Here is a 15,664-nt window from a genome sequence, read left to right on the forward strand (position 1 = left end):
ATGATGCAGATCACCCCGTTTCGGCGGCGTCCGTAGGAGCTGTCGAGCGAAGCGAGGCTGCGATCTTTCCCTTGTCGCTCGAGTCTCAAGCGAAAATCAAAGGATCGCAGGGTTCGCCAGCTCCTACAGGGACGTAGCAGATGGGAGAGGAATCAGATGATGGACACCTTGGCGCGCTCGGCCTGCTTCAGGTAAAGGCCCAATTCCCGGGCCGGCAGCGGTTTGCTGTAGTAGTACCCCTGACCTTCGTGGCAGCCCTCGGCGATGATGTAGGCTTCCTGCTCGACCGTCTCGACGCCCTCGGCAATGACCTGCATCCCCAGGCTCTTGCCCAATTGGATGATGGCCCGGACGATGGTTGCGTCGTCTTCGTCGTCGAGCAGGTCCTGGACGAAGCTCTTGTCGATCTTGATCTTGTCCAGCGGCAGGCTCTTGAGGTAGCTCAGGGACGAATAGCCGGTACCGAAGTCATCGATGGCAATCAGCGCCCCGGAGCGGCGCAGGCTCAGCAAGTGCTGGGCCGCGGTGGTGATGTCTTCCATCAGGCCGGTCTCGGTGACTTCCAGCTCCAGGCTGCGCGGCGGCAGCCGGTACATCTGCAGGAGATTGTTCACCACCCGCGGCAGCTCGGCGTGGTGCAGTTGCACCGTCGACAGGTTGACCGCCATGCGCAGGTCGAGGAAACCCTGGTCGTGCCATTCGCGCAATTGCCTGCACGCCTGGTCCAGCACCCATTCACCGATGGCGATGATGGTGCCGTTCTGCTCGGCCAGGGGAATGAACAGGTCCGGCGGGACCAGGCCGTGCTCGGGATGGTGCCAGCGGATCAGGGCTTCGGTGCCCACCACCCGCAGGTCGCGGTAGCTGATCTGTGGCTGGTAAACCAGGCTGAATTGCTCGCGGACCAGAGCCTCGCGCAGGTCCTTCTCCAGTTCGCGACGACGGCGCATCTCGCTGTCGACGCTGGCGATGTAGAACTGATAGCGATTGCGCGAGCGGCTCTTGGCCAGGGTCATGGTCTGCTCGGCTTTCTGCAAGAGTTTCTCGGTGCTGTCGCCGTCTTCAGGGAAGAGGGTGATGCCGATGGTAGCCCGCAGGCGGATTTGCTGATCGTCGATGGCGAACGGCGCTTCCAGGTCATCGAGGATGCTCTGGGCCAGTTCGGCGGCCTCGTATGGCTGTTCGATGTCGGCCTGGACCAGGGCGAACTGGTCGCCCCCCAGCCGCGCCAGTGCTCCGAGCCGGCCACTGTGGGCCCGCAGTCGATCGGCCAGGGCCAGCAGCAACTGGTCGCCGGTCTGATAGCTGAACTGTTCGTTGATGCCCTTGAAATCATCCAGCCCTACACACAGCACCGCCACCCGACGTTGCAGGCGTCCGGCGTCCACCAGGATCTTGTCCAGTTGCTGTTGAAGTTGCTGGCGGTTGGGCAGGCCGGTGAGAAAGTCGTACTGCGCCATTCGCAGCAGGCTGTTTTCCGCTTCGTGGCGCAGGTGCGTGTTGCGCTCGATGGATTCGAGCAGGTTGGTTGGCGGTGTTGATCCACAGGCCCAGCTCGTTTTGCTCGTGGCCGCGCAACTGCGGGATCTTGTGCGCGCTGGGGCGATCGGGGTTGATTTCGGTCAGGTGCTCGATGATCCGCGACAACGGCTTGGTCAGTAGCCAGTGATAGACCAGGTACAGCACCAGGCCCATGGCCAGGGCCCGCAGCATCCCGGAGATGAAGATGATCACCGAGCTGACGATGAAACCTTCGCCGTAGGTGGCGGTGTCGAGGGTAATGCTCAGGTCGCCGTAATATTCGCTGTAGGGGCCTCGTCCCACCAGTTGCGTGGTGAAGGTGCGTTCCTTGCCCAGGATCAGGTCGGTCAGCCAGCGGCTTTCGGAGTGCTGCAAGGGCCGGGTTTTTTCGGCGAGCATGGTTTCGCGGGGATGGCCGATGGACGCCATGCGCACAGCTTCATCCTGGAACAGGCCCTCGATTACTTGCATGCCCATTTCCCGGTCCAGGCTGTAGACGGCCTGGGTCGACGGATCGCGGAACATGTCGAGGATACGCTGGGCGTCACTGGCGACGGCCTGGTTGGTTTTGTAGGCATCGAACACGATCTGGGCGCAGCTCAAGACCACGCCAACGATCAATGCCGAGAGGAGCACGACCCGGAGCAACTTCACAGACAAGCTGTTCTTGAGTTCCAGCTTCAAAGAGTGGTTCCTTGTTCCGTGCGGGTAGCGTCAAGTTGCCATGAGTATTGGCAATCCTGTGATGTCAGTCAAAGGGACAATCAAACACAAGGTTTTTCGCTTGAAACCTGACCGATATACGTTTTTTCCAGAGTGATTGCTCTACGACCATTGTGTCGGTTGAAAGGCACCGTAACTTGAGGCCTGTCAGGATTTTTTCTTGAGTTCCAGGCGCGAGATATCTTGCCCGCGGTCAATTTGCCGCGCAAAAAAAACCCGGCACGGCGCCGGGTTTCTTTGGTCTGGCATCGAGCTTAGGCAGTGAAGGCTTTACCTTCGAACTGCTCGGCGACGAACTTCCAGTTGACCAGGTTCCAGAACGCTTCGACGTATTTCGGACGAACGTTGCGGTAGTCAATGTAGTAGGCGTGTTCCCACACGTCGCAGGTCAGCAGCGGGGTGTCGCCGTTGGTCAGCGGGTTACCGGCACCGATGGTGCTGGCCAGGGCCAGGGAACCGTCAGCTTTTTTCACCAGCCAGCCCCAGCCGGAACCGAAGGTGCCGATGGACGTCTTGCTGAATTCTTCCTTGAACTTGTCGAACGAACCGAAGGCTGCATTGATGGCTTCGGCCAGCGCGCCGGTTGGTTGACCGCCGGCGTTTGGTGCCAGGCAGTTCCAGTAGAAGGTGTGGTTCCAGACCTGAGCGGCGTTGTTGAAGATACCGCCCGAGGAAGTCTTGACGATTTCTTCCAGGGTCTTGCCTTCAAACTCGGTGCCAGGCACCAGGTTGTTCAGGTTCACGACGTAGGTGTTGTGGTGCTTGTCGTGGTGGTATTCCAGAGTCTCTTTGGAGATGTGCGGCTGCAGTGCATCGTGTGGGTAGGGCAGCGGCGGCAATTCGAAAGCCATGGTGATTCTCCTAATCAGGTCAGTTGCGGTGAGCGCAAGGCCGATCACGGGCGGCCAGACTAGCGCCGGGGAGTTTGTACTCTTTGCGGCGCAGGAGTCGGATCATAGCACCGGGGGTGCGGCATAACCACGCAACAACTGTGTGGAATAGAGGTTCCAGAGCGGTTTGGAATAATCAGCCGGTGACAATCAATTGCACCGCCACGGTAAACATCATCACCGCCACCAGCAGGTCCAGGATCCGCCAGGTGCTTGGACGGGCCAACCACGGGGCCAACCATGCCGCGCCGATGGCCAGGGTGAGGAACCACAGCAGCGAGGCACTGGCCGCGCCCACCACGTAAGCGCCGGGCACGCTCTGCTGGGCGCCGAGTGAGCCGATCAGCAGCACGGTGTCGAGGTAGACGTGGGGATTGAGCAGCGTCACCGCCAGCGCGCTGAGCAACACCCGCCCGTAGCGAGCGCACGGCTTGGTTTTCACCCTGTTGCAGGCTCTGCTTCGAGCAGGCCCGACGCAAGGCCAGGCTGCCGTACCAGAGCAGGAACGCCGCGCCGCCCCAGCGGGCTATCGACAGCAGCAATGGGCTCTGGGCCAGCAAGGTCGCCAGACCGAAAACCCCGGCGGCGACCAACAGGGCGTCACAGGCGATGCACAGCGCCGCGACCGGCAAGTGATGCTCGCGGCGCAGGCTCTGGGCCAGCACAAATGCGTTTTGGGCGCCGATGGCCATGATCAGCCCGAGGGCCACCAAGAGCCCGTTCACATAGCTTTGCCACATCGTTTTATCCCCGGTCAGTTGATGAATTGCTGGCCATTCTCCTGTGGCTGGATGTATAAGAAAAACCAATATTGCTGATTGCTCATTAGGAAAACTGATGTTCGATTACAAATTGCTCTCTGCTCTGGCTGCCGTGGTCGAGCAGGCCGGTTTCGAGCGCGCGGCCCAAGTGCTGGGCTTGTCGCAGTCAGCTATTTCCCAGCGGATCAAGCTGCTGGAAGCGCGTGTCGGCCAGCCCGTTCTGGTGCGTGCCACACCGCCGGCGCCGACGGAAATCGGCCGACGGTTGCTCAACCACGTGCAACAGGTGCGGCTGCTCGAACGCGACTTGCAAAGCCTGGTACCGGCGCTGGATGAAGAGGGGTTGCCGGAGCGGCTGCGTATCGCCTTGAACGCAGACAGCCTGGCGACCTGGTGGGCGCTGGCCGTCGGTGATTTCTGCGCCGAGCATCAGCTGTTACTCGACCTTGTGGTGGAAGACCAGACCGTCGGCCTCAAGCGCATGCGCGCCGGAGAAGTGGCGGCCTGTGTCTGCGCGAGCGAACGCCCGGTGGCGGGTGCTCGCAGCGTGTTGCTGGGGGCGATGCGCTACCGGGCGTTGGCCAGTCCGGCCTTCATCGCCCGGCACTTTCCCGACGGCGTGCGGGCCGATCAACTGGCCCGCACGCCGGCATTGGTGTTTGGTCCGGATGATTTCCTGCAGCACCGCTACCTCGCATCCGTGGGCGTGGAGGGTGGTTTCGAGCATCATTTGTGCCCCTCGTCCGAAGGTTTCATCCGTCTTGCCGAAGCGGGATTGGGCTGGGGGTTGGTGCCGGAGCTGCAGGTGCGCGAACAGCTGGAACGAGGCGTGCTGGTGGAATTGTTGGCAGATAAACCGATCGATGTGCCGCTGTACTGGCATCATTGGCGCAATGGTGGGCAGTTGCTCGGCTTATTGACCGAGCGATTGATCGCAGCGGCAAGCAGCACGCTGCAAGCGGTAAGTGAAAAGCGTCTGGCTTGAAGCTTGTGGCTTGTAGCTCGAATCTGATTTTTAGGAGCATGCATGAAGATTTTGGTCACCGGCGCGAGCGGCTTCATTGGCGGGCGCTTTGCGCGTTTCGCCCTGGAGCAGGGCCTGGATGTACGGGTCAACGGTCGCCGGGCCGAGAGTGTGGAACATTTGGTGCGACGCGGTGCGCAGTTCGTCCAAGGCGATCTGAGCGACCCGCTGCTGGCCCGCGACCTGTGCCTGGATGTCGAGGCCGTGGTGCATTGTGCCGGCTCCGTGGGGCTGTGGGGCCGCTACCAGGATTTCCACCAGGGCAATGTCCAGGTCACGGAAAATGTCGTCGAGGCCTGTCTCAAGCAGAAGGTACGTCGCCTGGTTCATCTGTCCTCGCCGTCCATTTACTTCGACGGCCGTGACCACCTCGGGTTGACCGAAGAACAGGTGCCCAAGCGCTTCAAGCACCCTTATGCTGCCACCAAGTACCTGGCCGAGCAGAAAGTCTTCGGCGCCCAGGAGTTCGGCCTCGAAGTGCTAGCCCTGCGTCCGCGCTTCGTGACCGGTGCCGGTGACATGAGCATTTTCCCGCGCCTGTTGAAAATGCAGCGCAAGGGAAGACTGGCCATCGTTGGCAACGGGTTGAACAAGGTGGATTTCACCAGTGTGCAGAACCTCAACGAAGCGTTGCTCAGCAGTCTGCTGGCCACCGATTCAGCCTTGGGCAAGGCCTACAACATCAGCAACGGCGCACCGGTTCCGCTGTGGGATGTGGTCAATTATGTGATGCGCGAGATGGAAGTCCCACAGGTCCGACGTTATCGTTCCTACGGCTTGGCTTACAGCGTCGCGGCGCTGAATGAAGGTGTCTGCAAGCTGTGGCCGGGTCGCCCCGAACCGACGCTGTCGCGCCTGGGCATGCAGGTCATGAACAAAAATTTCACCCTGGACATCAGCCGGGCCCGGCATTATCTCGATTACGATCCGCAGGTCAGCCTGTGGACGGCGCTCGATGAATTTTGCGCTTGGTGGAAGGTCCAAGACGGCCGCTGATCGGCCCATCATGAACCGAGTGCCCGGTTCGGGGTCAATCGGTGCGGCGGGCGAGAGGGTTATACTCGCCGCATCAAGCCATTACCGGTTTCCCAAAGGTCGAACCATGCCCATGCGTAACGATGCCAACGACGACTTCGATGATGTACCGAGCCTGCGGATGCGGGCCGACATTCCCGATGACGATGATTTCATGCCCAACCGCCAGCCCCACGTGCAAGCGCGCCCGGCGCCCGCTGGCGTGGCGAAGGTCAAGGGGCCCAGCACCGGGCCGCTGTGGGCACTGGTCGGCGCGCTGCTGTGTGCATTCGGTTTCCTGGCCTGGTGGAGCTTCCAGCAGATTTCCCTGATGGAGCAGCAACTGGTAGCGACTCAGGAAAGCTTTGCCCGGATCAGTGAGGATGCGGCGGGTCGCTTGCAGGACATTTCCGGCAAGGTGGTCGCCGGGCAGTCCAACGTCATGAGCGACAGTGAAGCCTTGAAGCTGCAGATCAAACAGTTGGAGAACAAGCTGCAGGAGCAGGGGCGGCAATTCGACAACAAGCTGGTGGAGCAGTACAAACAGCAGCAAGCCACGTTCGGTCCGTCCGCTGACCTGGACAAGGAATTGGCCCAGCTCATTGCCCAGGCCTCTGAGCAGCAGAACACCAACACTCAGCTACAGGCTTCCAACAAGGAGCTCCAAACCCAGGTCAAAGCGCTGGCGGCTGAAGTGACCGCCCTGAAAGGCCAGGGCGAGGGTGGTGCCCTGGATGCCCAGCTCAAGAGCATCGGTGCCGACATCACCGCCCTTAAAAGGGCCACCTCCAACTCTGCCATCGACCGCCTGGAGCAGGACGTGATCGTGCTCAAGAGCCAGCAGGACAAGGGCGGCAACACTGCCGAGTTCGACGCCTTCCGCGGCCAGGTCACCCGTAATATCAACACCCTGCAGGCGCAGATCCAGAACTTGCAGCAGCAACTTAGCGCTGGGCAATAGGCCGGTAGGCATGAGCTTGCCCGCGATGGGGCGTCGCGCTTGAATGTGCCGCCGCCATCGCGAGCAAGCTCGCTCCCACAGGAAACGCGGTCCAGTGTGGGAGCGAGCTTGCTCGCGATGGCGTCCTGTCAATCAATACCAATACTCACTGACTCACCACACTCTCCAGCAATCCCCTGAATACTCCAACATCACCCCACGCCGTCTACGCTCTTGAAACACCAACAAGAACGAGGGGCGCACGCATGGTTTTTTTTCACAGGATGGCCTGGCTGGGCGCAATGCTTATGTTGGGGCTAGCCCCCGTTCATGCAGCGACACCTGACGATGGCCAGGCAGCCCGGGCGCTGCTGGAGAAGGCCTTGGCCTATTACCACGACAACGGCGACAAAGCCTTTGCCGCCTTCAGTCGCCAAGGGGAATTTGTCGACAAGGATCGCTACGTGTTCGTGGTGGATACCCAGGGTGTGATGCTCGCCAGCGGCGGGCCGTCCTCGGCGTTGATCGGGCGGGACGTGTCCGAGGTGCTGGGGCCGGATTTGCGCAAAGCCTTCAAGGACGCCTTGAAAACCCCCGAGGCCAGTGGCATCCAGCAAGCTGAGTACCGTTGGCAGAACTGGGCGGACGGCAAGGTCGAGCGCAAACATGTGTATTTCCAGCGTGTTGGTGAGCGAATCCTGGCCGTCGGCTACTACCTGCCACGTGCTTCCGCCGAACAGGCCAGGGCGCTGTTGGACAAGGCCTCGAGTGACCTGCTGAAAAACGAGAAAGCCACGCTGACGGCGGTTAACTCACTCAAGGGCGGTTATCTGCAGGATGATTTGTATGTCTTTGTCGTCGACCTCGATACCCGGCGCTATGTCGGTCATGGCACCAATTTGCGTTTGATCAATACTGACTTTTCCAGGGTCAAGGATCCGGATGGCAAACCGGTTGGGGAGCCGATCCTGGCCATGATCGGCAAGCAGGATGTGGGGGAGTATGAGTATCGCTGGAAGAATCCGGTGACCGGGAAGGTTGAGGACAAGCATGCGTATTTGAAGAAGGTTGGGCATTTTCTGGTGGCGGTGGGGTATTACAGTCCTTGAGGGGGGCTTCGTTTGGTGTGTATATCCGTTGCTGCGGTAACGGCTACTTAGGGTTCCGCTCTTACAGCGGGTCACTTTTGGAAGAGCGCCAAAAGTAACCAAAAGCGCTTTGCCCCACCACTCGGCACCTCGCCTAGGCTCGGTGTGCCCGAACGAAGGCATTGCTCCGTGGGCCGCCGCGAAGGGCCATCCATGGCCCAGCGCGGCTACCTCGGCATCCATGCCGAGGTGCCCACTGCGCAATGCCTGCGTTCGGCCATCGTGGTTAACGGGGCGCCCCAGATCAAAAACAAAAGCGAGGCGGCCTGATAGCCGACCTGGTTCTTGGTGGGACCGCGTTTCTCCTGTGGGAGCGAGCTTGCTCGCGAAGCGGAGTGTCAGTCGATGAGGATGTTGGATGTGCCGGCCTCTTCGCGAGCAAGCTCGCTCCCACAGAAGTACTGTGGCTCACATGAATTCTGTGACCACTGAAGATCAAATGTGGGAGCGAGCTCGCTCGCGATAGCGGTCGTTCAGTTACAGAGGCGTTGGATTTGCTGCCATCATCGCAAGCAAGCTCGCTCCCACAGAAGTACTGCGGCTCACATGAATTCTGTGACCACTGAAGATCCAATGTGGGAGCGAGCTTGCTCGCGATAGCGGTCGTTCAGTTACAGAGGCGTTGGATTTGCTGCCATCATCGCGAGCAAGCTCGCTCCCACAGGAGAAACGCGGTCCCACCAAGAACCAGATCGGCTATCAGGCCGCCTCGTGGTGGGGCAGAAGCGCTTTGGTTACTTTCGACTGGGCCGGCTTCCGGGCTTTTCGAAAGTGACCCGCCGTAAGGGCGGAACCCTAAGCCGCCGTTACCGCAGCAACGGATATACACCCGATAAAAGCACCACAGCCGGCCCCCCAGCCAAAATCACCCAGCCACCAACACCCGAATCGCCTCCAACCGCAACGCCGCCTTCTCAAGCATCGCCAGCCCTTGCTCGCGCTGTTGGCGCAGGGCCACCAGTTCACTGTCGCGCACGGTCGGGTTGACCGCTTGCAGGGCGGTCAGGCGGGCCAGTTCCTCGTCGGTATCGGCGGCCAGGCGGCGCTGGGCCTCGGCCACGCGTTCGGCGTGACGCGGGGCGATCTTCTCTTCGCCGGCATTGATCCGTGGCGTGAGCTGGTCGCGCTGGGCCTGGATGAACTTGTTGGCGCTGGCGCGGGGCACGCTTTCGAGTTGGTCGTTCAGGGTTTCGAACGAAACCCGGGCGGCCAGGTCGTTGCCGTTGGCGTCCAGCAGGCAGCGCAGGGCGGCCGGCGGCAGGTAGCGGCCCAGTTGCAGCGAGCGCGGGGCGACCACTTCGCTGACATAAAGCAGTTCCAGCAACACGGTGCCGGGCTTGAGCGCCTTGTTCTTGATCAGCGCCACCGCGGTGTTGCCCATCGAGCCGGACAGCACCAGGTCCATGCCGCCTTGCACCATCGGATGCTCCCAGGTGATGAACTGCATGTCTTCGCGCGACAGCGCCTGGTTGCGGTCGTAGGTGATGGTCACGCCTTCGTCGTCGCCCAGCGGGAAGCTGGCGTCGAGCATTTTTTCGCTCGGCTTGAGGATCAGCGCGTTTTCCGAATGGTCCTCGCTGTCGATACCAAATGCGTCGAACAGGGTTTCCATGTAGATAGGCAGGGCAAACTGATCATCCTGTTCAAGAATGGCTTCCACCAGCGCATCGCCTTCACCGGCGCCGCCGGAGTTGAGCTCCAGCAAACGGTCGCGGCCGGTGTGCAACTCGGCTTCCAGGCGCTCGCGTTCGGTACGGGCTTCATCGATCAGCGCTTGCCACTGGCCATCGTCGGCTTCTTCCAGCAAGGGCAGCAGGCGCGGGCCGAACTGGTGCTGCAAGGCGTTGCCGGTCGGGCAAGTGTTGAGGAAAGCGTTCAGGGCTTCGTGATACCACTGGAACAGCCGCGCTTGCGGGCTGGTTTCCAGATAAGGCACATGCAGCTCGATGACGTGTTTCTGGCCGATCCGGTCCAGACGGCCGATGCGCTGCTCCAGCAAGTCCGGGTGGGACGGCAGGTCGAACAGCACCAGGTGATGAGCGAACTGGAAGTTGCGACCCTCACTGCCGATTTCCGAGCAGATCAGCACCTGGGCGCCGAACTCTTCGTCGGCGAAATAGGCCGCCGCGCGGTCACGCTCCAGGATGTTCATGCCTTCGTGGAACACCGTGGCCGGAATGCCGGAGCGCACGCGCAAGGCGTCTTCCAGGTCCATGGCGGTTTCGGCGTGAGCACAGATCACCAGCACCTTGGTGCGTTTGAGCATCTTCAGGGTGTCGATCAGCCACTCGACCCGCGGGTCGAAACGCCACCAGCGTTCTTCTTCGCTGGCGTCCGGCTGGGCCTGGAAGCTGACTTCCGGGTACAGCTCGGCGTGATCGCCCAACGGCAATTCGAGGTATTCGGCCGGGCAGGGTAGAGGGTAGGCATGCAGCTTGCGCTCGGGGAAGCCTTGCACGGCGGCGCGGGTGTTGCGGAACAGCACGCGGCCAGTGCCGTGGCGGTCCAGCAATTCGCGCACCAGGCGGGCGCTGGCTTCGACATCGCCATCATTGACAGCGGTCAGCAATGCTTCGCCTTCATTGCCCAGGAAGCCGTGGATGGTCTTGTGGGCTTCAGGCGAGAGGCGGCCTTTGTCCAGCAACTCCTGCACGGCTTCGGCCACCGGGCGATAGTTTTCGCTCTCGGCGCGGAAGGCCTTGAGATCATGGAAGCGGTTCGGATCCAGCAGGCGTAGGCGGGCGAAGTGGCTGTCCTGACCCAGTTGTTCCGGAGTCGCGGTCAGCAGCAGTACGCCCGGGATGGTTTCGGCAAGCTGCTCGACCAGGGCGTATTGCGGGCTGACCTGGTCTTCGTGCCACACCAGGTGATGGGCCTCGTCGACCACCATCAGGTCCCAGCCAGCGGCGAACAGCGCGTCCTGGGCCTTTTCATCGTCCACCAGCCACTCCAACGCCACCAGGGCCAGTTGGGTGTCTTCGAACGGGTTGCTGGCATCGCTTTCGATGAAGCGTTCTTCGTCGAACAGTGCGACCTGCAGGTTGAAGCGCCGGCGCATTTCCACCAGCCACTGGTGCTGGAGGTTTTCCGGCACCAGGATCAGGACGCGGTTGGCGCGGCCGGACAGCAATTGACGGTGGATGACCAAGCCGGCCTCGATGGTCTTGCCCAGGCCCACTTCGTCGGCCAGCAATACCCGCGGCGCAATGCGGTCGGCCACTTCACGGGCAATGTGCAATTGGTGGGCAATCGGCTGGGCACGTACGCCGCCCAGGCCCCAAAGCGAAGACTGCAATTGGCGACTGGTGTGTTCCAGGGTGTGGTAACGCAGGGAGAACCAGGCCAGCGGGTCAATCTGGCCGGCGAACAGACGGTCGCTGGCCAGGCGGAACTGGATGAAGTTCGACAGTTGGGTCTCGGGCAGGGTGACGACTTCGTTCTGCCCGTTGAGGCCGTGGTAGACCAGCAGCCCATCGACGTCATCGACTTCGCGCACGGTCATCTTCCAGCCTTCGAAGTGAGTGATCACATCGCCCGGCGAAAACCGTACACGGGTAAGTGGCGCATTCCGTAGCGCGTACTGGCGAGTGTCGCCAGTGGCCGGATAGAGCACGGTCAACAAGCGGCCGTCCTGTGCCAGAACGGTGCCTAAACCCAGCTCGGCTTCGCTGTCACTGATCCAGCGTTGCCCCGGTTGATACTGCTGCGCCATGCTGCCTGACTCCCGCCTTGAAAAAGCCGGTTATCTTAACGGAAGGATCCTTCAGACCAAAGGATTTACGTACGCTGATTCATTACCAACGGCACGGAACTTACGCTTGCCCAGCGATCAAACAAGCTCGGCCCTGGTGATCGCTGCAATTGCCAACTGGGTCACAAGTTTCAGACCGGCGGTTCAAGCTGCCACTTTAGCCGCCGACAACCTGAAGACAGGAGAACTTTATGTTGCCACCCATGCTCCCTTTGAGCGCCGTACCCATCACCGCTCAACAGGATCCGGTTCGTCAGCGACCGGACATCCCGCCCGTGGTTCCGGTGCAGCAAAGCTCCAACGAAAGCACCATCGACCTGCAAAATCGTGACCCGGAAGAGACCGCGCTGCTGCTGCGCGAGGAGCAGCGTCGCCAGCAGGAACGCGAGCGCCGCCGCCGCGAGGCCGATGAAGACCCTGAAGAGCACCTGGCCGTACCGGGTACCGAACTCAACGCCGACAACACCGTACCGGTGGTGCCGCTGATCGACGACGAGACACGCCAGGGCCTGTGGGTCGATATCCAGATCTGATCCAGGCGTTTGCCTGCATCCACAGGCTGGTCAACGCCGCCAACAGCCCGCATCATGGGCGCATCCGCAATTCACTGCACGATGCCCACACGCCATGAGCCAAGAAGACAAACTGATCGACCTCAGCGCCGAGCGCGCCAAGCGCGTTCACGACCTCAACGAAAAACGCCTCAATGAAGTCCGCCAGGCCTTCGAGCAGGCCATGCCGTTGGGCAAGCCCAAGAAAAAGCCGAAGAACAAGCCGAAAAAGCGCTGAACCCCCTCGATCCATTGATGCAGATCAGTTATTTCCCCACCTTTGCGCTCCGTTGCGGGCGTTATTGACCCCGGTCAATTTTCATCCAGGCCTGATTGGTTACCTTGAACCCATCGCAACAGGGGCAAGACCAGGAGGCTAGTCATGTTTTTCGATAATGTGGTGTTTGCCGGGGTGTTGACGGTCGGCCTCATGTTCGTGTTTTTCGCAGGTTTCGGATTATTCATCTGGAAAGATGCACACAAGCGGAAAAAACCGTAGGTCTTTCCGGCTACAACGAGCACGCAAGGCATTTTGGGCGACTTCGGTCGCCCTTTTTTTTTGAGCAGATTTCCCCTGTTCCACACAAGCCCATTGTGGGAGCGAGCTTGCTCGCGATAGCGGTATGTCTGTAGATACATGTGTTGACTGACCCGGCGCCATCGCGAGCAAGCTCGCTCCCACAGTAGTCAGGTGTCCGGGCATAAAAAAAGGTGCGACCCGTAAGGGTCGCACCTTTTTTGCAAGCCGCTAGAATCAGCTACCCAGGGCCTTGGACGCCAGCCAGAACAGCCCGGCCGACAGCGCCACCGTCGCTGGCAGGGTCAATACCCAGGCCAGCAGGATGGTTCGTACCGTGCCACCTTGCAGGCCGCTCTTGTTGGCGACCATGGTGCCGGCCACGCCCGAGGACAGCACGTGGGTGGTGGAAACCGGCAGGCTGAAGATATTCGCCATGCCGATCATGCACGCGGTGGTGATCTGCGCCGACATGCCCTGGGCGTAGGTCATGCCTTGCTTGCCGATCTTCTCGCCGATGGTCAGCACGACACGTTTCCAGCCAACCATGGTGCCCAGGCCCAGCGCCAGTGCGACAGCCAGGATCACCCAGAACGGGGCGTATTCGGTGGTGGCGGTCAGGTCCTTGCGCAGCTTGTTCAGGTCGTCTTTCTCACGGGCTGCCAGGCCTGGCAACTTGCCAACCTTCTTCGCCGTGTCGTCCAGGCAAAGCAGGTAGCGACGAACCTCGATGCGTCGTTCCGACGGCAGCGAGTGGTAGTCCGCCACGCCTTTGAGCGTGTCGAGCAGGGCATTGATGGTCGGCTCGGTCTGCTGCGGGTTGCAGCGGAACTTCTCCGGCAGATCGCCTTTCACGCTTTTGCCCAGCGCCAGGTATTCACCCAGGGATTCGTTGTTGCGTTGGTAGAACTGGCTCAGGTGCAGGGTCGCGTCACGGGTCCGTTCGATCTGGTAGGTGGTGCTGCCCAGGTCGAGTACGAATTGCGCCGGCACGATACCGATCAGCACCAGCATGATCAGGCCGATGCCTTTCTGGCCATCGTTGGAACCGTGGACAAAGCTGACGGCCATGGCCGAGATCACCAGTACCAGGCGATTCCAGAACGGCGGGTGCTTCTTATCGTCGATCTTGCGGCGCTGTTCCGGTGTCTTGTGCATCTTCGACAGCGGGCGCCACCATTTCAGAGCGATCAGCACCAGGGCGGCGATCAGGAAGCCGGCCATGGGCGAGAACACCAGGGAGGCGCCGATATCGATCGCCTTCTGCCAGTTCACCCCATCGGCCAACGGGATATCGTTGATCAGGGCGTTGGCCAGGCCCACGCCGAGGATCGAGCCAATCAACGTGTGGGAACTGGAGGCCGGGATACCGAAGTACCAGGTGCCCAGGTTCCAGGTGATGGCCGCTGCGAGCAGCGAAAACACCATGGCCAGCCCGTGTCCGGTGTTCACATTGATCAGCAGCTCCACGGGCAGCAGGTGAACGATGGCGTACGCCACCCCCACGCCGCCCAGCAGCACACCGAGGAAATTGAACACACCGGAAAAGAACACCGCCAGGTGAGGCGGCATAGCTTTGGTGTAGATAACAGTGGCAACCGCGTTAGCGGTGTCATGAAAGCCGTTGATGAACTCGAAGGCGAGGACAAAAGCCAGGGCGAGCAAGAGGCTCACGAGCACCCAAGCATCCAGTCCGCTGAATAAATCGATCATGAAGGTTTTCTGACCCGGTCGTAAGGGGGCGCGATTATGCCAGAAAACCTTGGCAATCGATGCATTGCCTGCTCGTCGGTAACATTCTTCAACGAAATAATTTGTAGGAAAGCCTCAAGGGCGAGGTTTTCCGCGGGACGCGTAACCCCTTGATTCAGGGGGGCAAAGCGCATCTGGCCGGGATCACCGCCAGCGGTAGGACGCCTCGAGGGATTGTATGAAATATCTGAAAAGGAGGTCGGCCATGACCCTTCCCGACCGTCGGACGGGAGCGGATGGCGGCCCGCTCATGGCGGGCGTGCGCTACGGTTTCCGGCCTGGGTGGTGGCCGGAGACCTCTTCACAAGAACATCGGGCCCGGAGCGTCACTGCTCTTCGGCTTTGAGTTCTTTTTCCATTTTCTGGAGTTCCTGGGTGAAGGCCTGGTCCTGAACGGTGGCGCGCTTACGCCAAGGCTTGCGTTCCGGTTCAGGTTGCGCGGCGTAGGTGGTGACTTCCCCGCCGTAAACTTCCTTGTAACGTTGTTCCTGGCGCTCAAGTTCCGCGCGCAGTTCGTCTTTCGTCACAGTTTTACCTAAATTAATTGAAGTTGAATCTGGTGATACGCACTGCATGTGGACATGCAGACGGCCACGGCACCAGAGCTGACAGCTGACGTAGCATCAGGGCTTCGCGTTGTTGCCAAACAGGGGAAGCGACCATGAAGGTGCTTCGGGCACCGGGGTAGCGACCACGATGCCTGCGTACGGGAACGGTCGATTGGCCGTACCGTCGCTGTTTTGCATTATAGCGGTCCAGCCGAATAACACTATCGGGAAAAAGTAAAAGACGTTGTTGTTGTGTGAACTCATGTTTGTATGTGCAACTTGTATCACAGCTTGCAGAAAGATGCCGGCGAGTGCCAGTAACCAGATGCCATTGAGGCCAACAAGTTCAAATATCGCCAGCCCCTTCACGGCAAACCGCGTGTCACTGTTTCCTTCGACTTACTGGCGAACGCACGCGCGGCTGGCCAACACACGGGTCTGATTGCGATTATCGGTCGACGGTTCGATAATCGAACGATCTTGGCCGGCAGCCCTTGCTTGCCCATCGTGCAGCCGTTTGAATA

Annotated in this window: 13 protein-coding genes and 2 pseudogenes; 8 read left to right on the forward strand and 7 right to left on the reverse strand. The window is 60.6% G+C overall.

What is annotated here, in order from left to right; translation table 11 throughout:
* Window positions 1–152 precede the first annotated feature (152 nt).
* The 3 genes and pseudogenes from PSH84_RS11230 to PSH84_RS11240 form a co-directional block, all read right to left on the reverse strand.
* A pseudogene (locus PSH84_RS11230) lies at window positions 153–2,205 on the reverse strand (putative bifunctional diguanylate cyclase/phosphodiesterase).
* 293 nt (window positions 2,206–2,498) lie between these two features.
* A complete protein-coding gene (locus tag PSH84_RS11235) occupies window positions 2,499–3,095 on the reverse strand; it encodes a superoxide dismutase (protein ID WP_122566812.1) in 597 nt (198 codons plus the stop codon).
* Between the two features lie 175 nt (window positions 3,096–3,270).
* Window positions 3,271–3,874, reverse strand: a pseudogene (locus tag PSH84_RS11240) (LysE/ArgO family amino acid transporter).
* Between the two features lie 97 nt (window positions 3,875–3,971).
* Here PSH84_RS11240 and PSH84_RS11245 point away from each other — a divergent pair.
* From PSH84_RS11245 to PSH84_RS11265, 5 genes are all read left to right on the forward strand, one after another.
* Window positions 3,972–4,880: a LysR family transcriptional regulator ArgP gene (locus tag PSH84_RS11245; protein ID WP_305470055.1), complete on the forward strand. Its 909-nt coding sequence runs from the start codon at window positions 3,972–3,974 to the stop codon at window positions 4,878–4,880.
* A gap of 42 nt (window positions 4,881–4,922) precedes the next feature.
* Window positions 4,923–5,915, forward strand: coding sequence for an NAD-dependent epimerase/dehydratase family protein (locus PSH84_RS11250; protein ID WP_305482901.1), 993 nt, complete (start codon window positions 4,923–4,925; stop codon window positions 5,913–5,915).
* Between the two features lie 106 nt (window positions 5,916–6,021).
* Window positions 6,022–6,894, forward strand: coding sequence for an ATPase (locus tag PSH84_RS11255; RefSeq protein ID WP_122566808.1), 873 nt, complete (start codon window positions 6,022–6,024; stop codon window positions 6,892–6,894).
* Window positions 6,895–7,139: 245 nt separating this feature from the next.
* The gene (locus tag PSH84_RS11260) at window positions 7,140–7,982 is read left to right on the forward strand and encodes a cache domain-containing protein (RefSeq protein ID WP_305482903.1); all 843 of its coding nucleotides are present in this window, start codon (window positions 7,140–7,142) and stop codon (window positions 7,980–7,982) included.
* A 168-nt stretch (window positions 7,983–8,150) separates the two neighbouring features.
* The gene (locus PSH84_RS11265; protein WP_163006771.1) at window positions 8,151–8,291 is read left to right on the forward strand and encodes a hypothetical protein; all 141 of its coding nucleotides are present in this window, start codon (window positions 8,151–8,153) and stop codon (window positions 8,289–8,291) included.
* Window positions 8,292–8,886: 595 nt separating this feature from the next.
* On the opposite strand, the gene rapA is transcribed toward PSH84_RS11265, so the two are convergent.
* Window positions 8,887–11,733, reverse strand: a complete 2,847-nt coding sequence (rapA, locus tag PSH84_RS11270) for an RNA polymerase-associated protein RapA (RefSeq protein WP_122566806.1) — start codon at window positions 11,731–11,733, stop codon at window positions 8,887–8,889.
* Window positions 11,734–11,963: 230 nt separating this feature from the next.
* Between rapA and PSH84_RS11275 the strand changes: the two genes are divergently transcribed.
* The 3 genes from PSH84_RS11275 (at window position 11,964) to ccoM (ending at window position 12,822) form a co-directional block, all read left to right on the forward strand.
* Complete coding sequence (locus PSH84_RS11275) at window positions 11,964–12,305, forward strand: aspartate-semialdehyde dehydrogenase (RefSeq protein ID WP_122566805.1); 342 nt, start codon at window positions 11,964–11,966, stop codon at window positions 12,303–12,305.
* 94 nt (window positions 12,306–12,399) lie between these two features.
* Entirely contained in the window at window positions 12,400–12,561 is a 162-nt protein-coding gene (locus tag PSH84_RS11280; RefSeq protein ID WP_163006773.1) for a hypothetical protein, read from the forward strand.
* Between the two features lie 144 nt (window positions 12,562–12,705).
* A complete protein-coding gene (gene ccoM, locus PSH84_RS11285) occupies window positions 12,706–12,822 on the forward strand; it encodes a cytochrome c oxidase subunit CcoM (RefSeq protein WP_025212288.1) in 117 nt (38 codons plus the stop codon).
* A 255-nt stretch (window positions 12,823–13,077) separates the two neighbouring features.
* Here the strand turns inward: ccoM and PSH84_RS11290 are convergent, their stop codons facing one another.
* From PSH84_RS11290 to PSH84_RS11300, 3 genes are all read right to left on the reverse strand, one after another.
* Entirely contained in the window at window positions 13,078–14,553 is a 1,476-nt protein-coding gene (locus tag PSH84_RS11290; protein ID WP_122566804.1) for an inorganic phosphate transporter, read from the reverse strand.
* Between the two features lie 365 nt (window positions 14,554–14,918).
* Complete coding sequence (locus PSH84_RS11295) at window positions 14,919–15,119, reverse strand: hypothetical protein (protein ID WP_003184509.1); 201 nt, start codon at window positions 15,117–15,119, stop codon at window positions 14,919–14,921.
* A gap of 96 nt (window positions 15,120–15,215) precedes the next feature.
* The gene (locus tag PSH84_RS11300; protein ID WP_122566803.1) at window positions 15,216–15,509 is read right to left on the reverse strand and encodes a hypothetical protein; all 294 of its coding nucleotides are present in this window, start codon (window positions 15,507–15,509) and stop codon (window positions 15,216–15,218) included.
* Window positions 15,510–15,664 lie beyond the last annotated feature (155 nt).

Origin of the sequence: Pseudomonas beijingensis (assembly GCF_030687295.1) — a bacterium.
Taxonomy (GTDB): domain Bacteria; phylum Pseudomonadota; class Gammaproteobacteria; order Pseudomonadales; family Pseudomonadaceae; genus Aquipseudomonas; species Aquipseudomonas beijingensis.

Coding starts and splice junctions, on each gene's coding strand:
- rapA (WP_122566806.1), bottom strand. CDS start 11,733: ATGGCGCAGCAGTATCAACCGGGGCAACGCTGGATCAGTGACAGCGAA.
- PSH84_RS11255 (WP_122566808.1), top strand. CDS start 6,022: ATGCCCATGCGTAACGATGCCAACGACGACTTCGATGATGTACCGAGC.
- PSH84_RS11260 (WP_305482903.1), top strand. CDS start 7,140: ATGGTTTTTTTTCACAGGATGGCCTGGCTGGGCGCAATGCTTATGTTG.
- PSH84_RS11250 (WP_305482901.1), top strand. CDS start 4,923: ATGAAGATTTTGGTCACCGGCGCGAGCGGCTTCATTGGCGGGCGCTTT.
- PSH84_RS11290 (WP_122566804.1), bottom strand. CDS start 14,553: ATGATCGATTTATTCAGCGGACTGGATGCTTGGGTGCTCGTGAGCCTC.
- PSH84_RS11245 (WP_305470055.1), top strand. CDS start 3,972: ATGTTCGATTACAAATTGCTCTCTGCTCTGGCTGCCGTGGTCGAGCAG.
- PSH84_RS11235 (WP_122566812.1), bottom strand. CDS start 3,095: ATGGCTTTCGAATTGCCGCCGCTGCCCTACCCACACGATGCACTGCAG.
- PSH84_RS11280 (WP_163006773.1), top strand. CDS start 12,400: ATGAGCCAAGAAGACAAACTGATCGACCTCAGCGCCGAGCGCGCCAAG.
- ccoM (WP_025212288.1), top strand. CDS start 12,706: ATGTTTTTCGATAATGTGGTGTTTGCCGGGGTGTTGACGGTCGGCCTC.
- PSH84_RS11275 (WP_122566805.1), top strand. CDS start 11,964: ATGTTGCCACCCATGCTCCCTTTGAGCGCCGTACCCATCACCGCTCAA.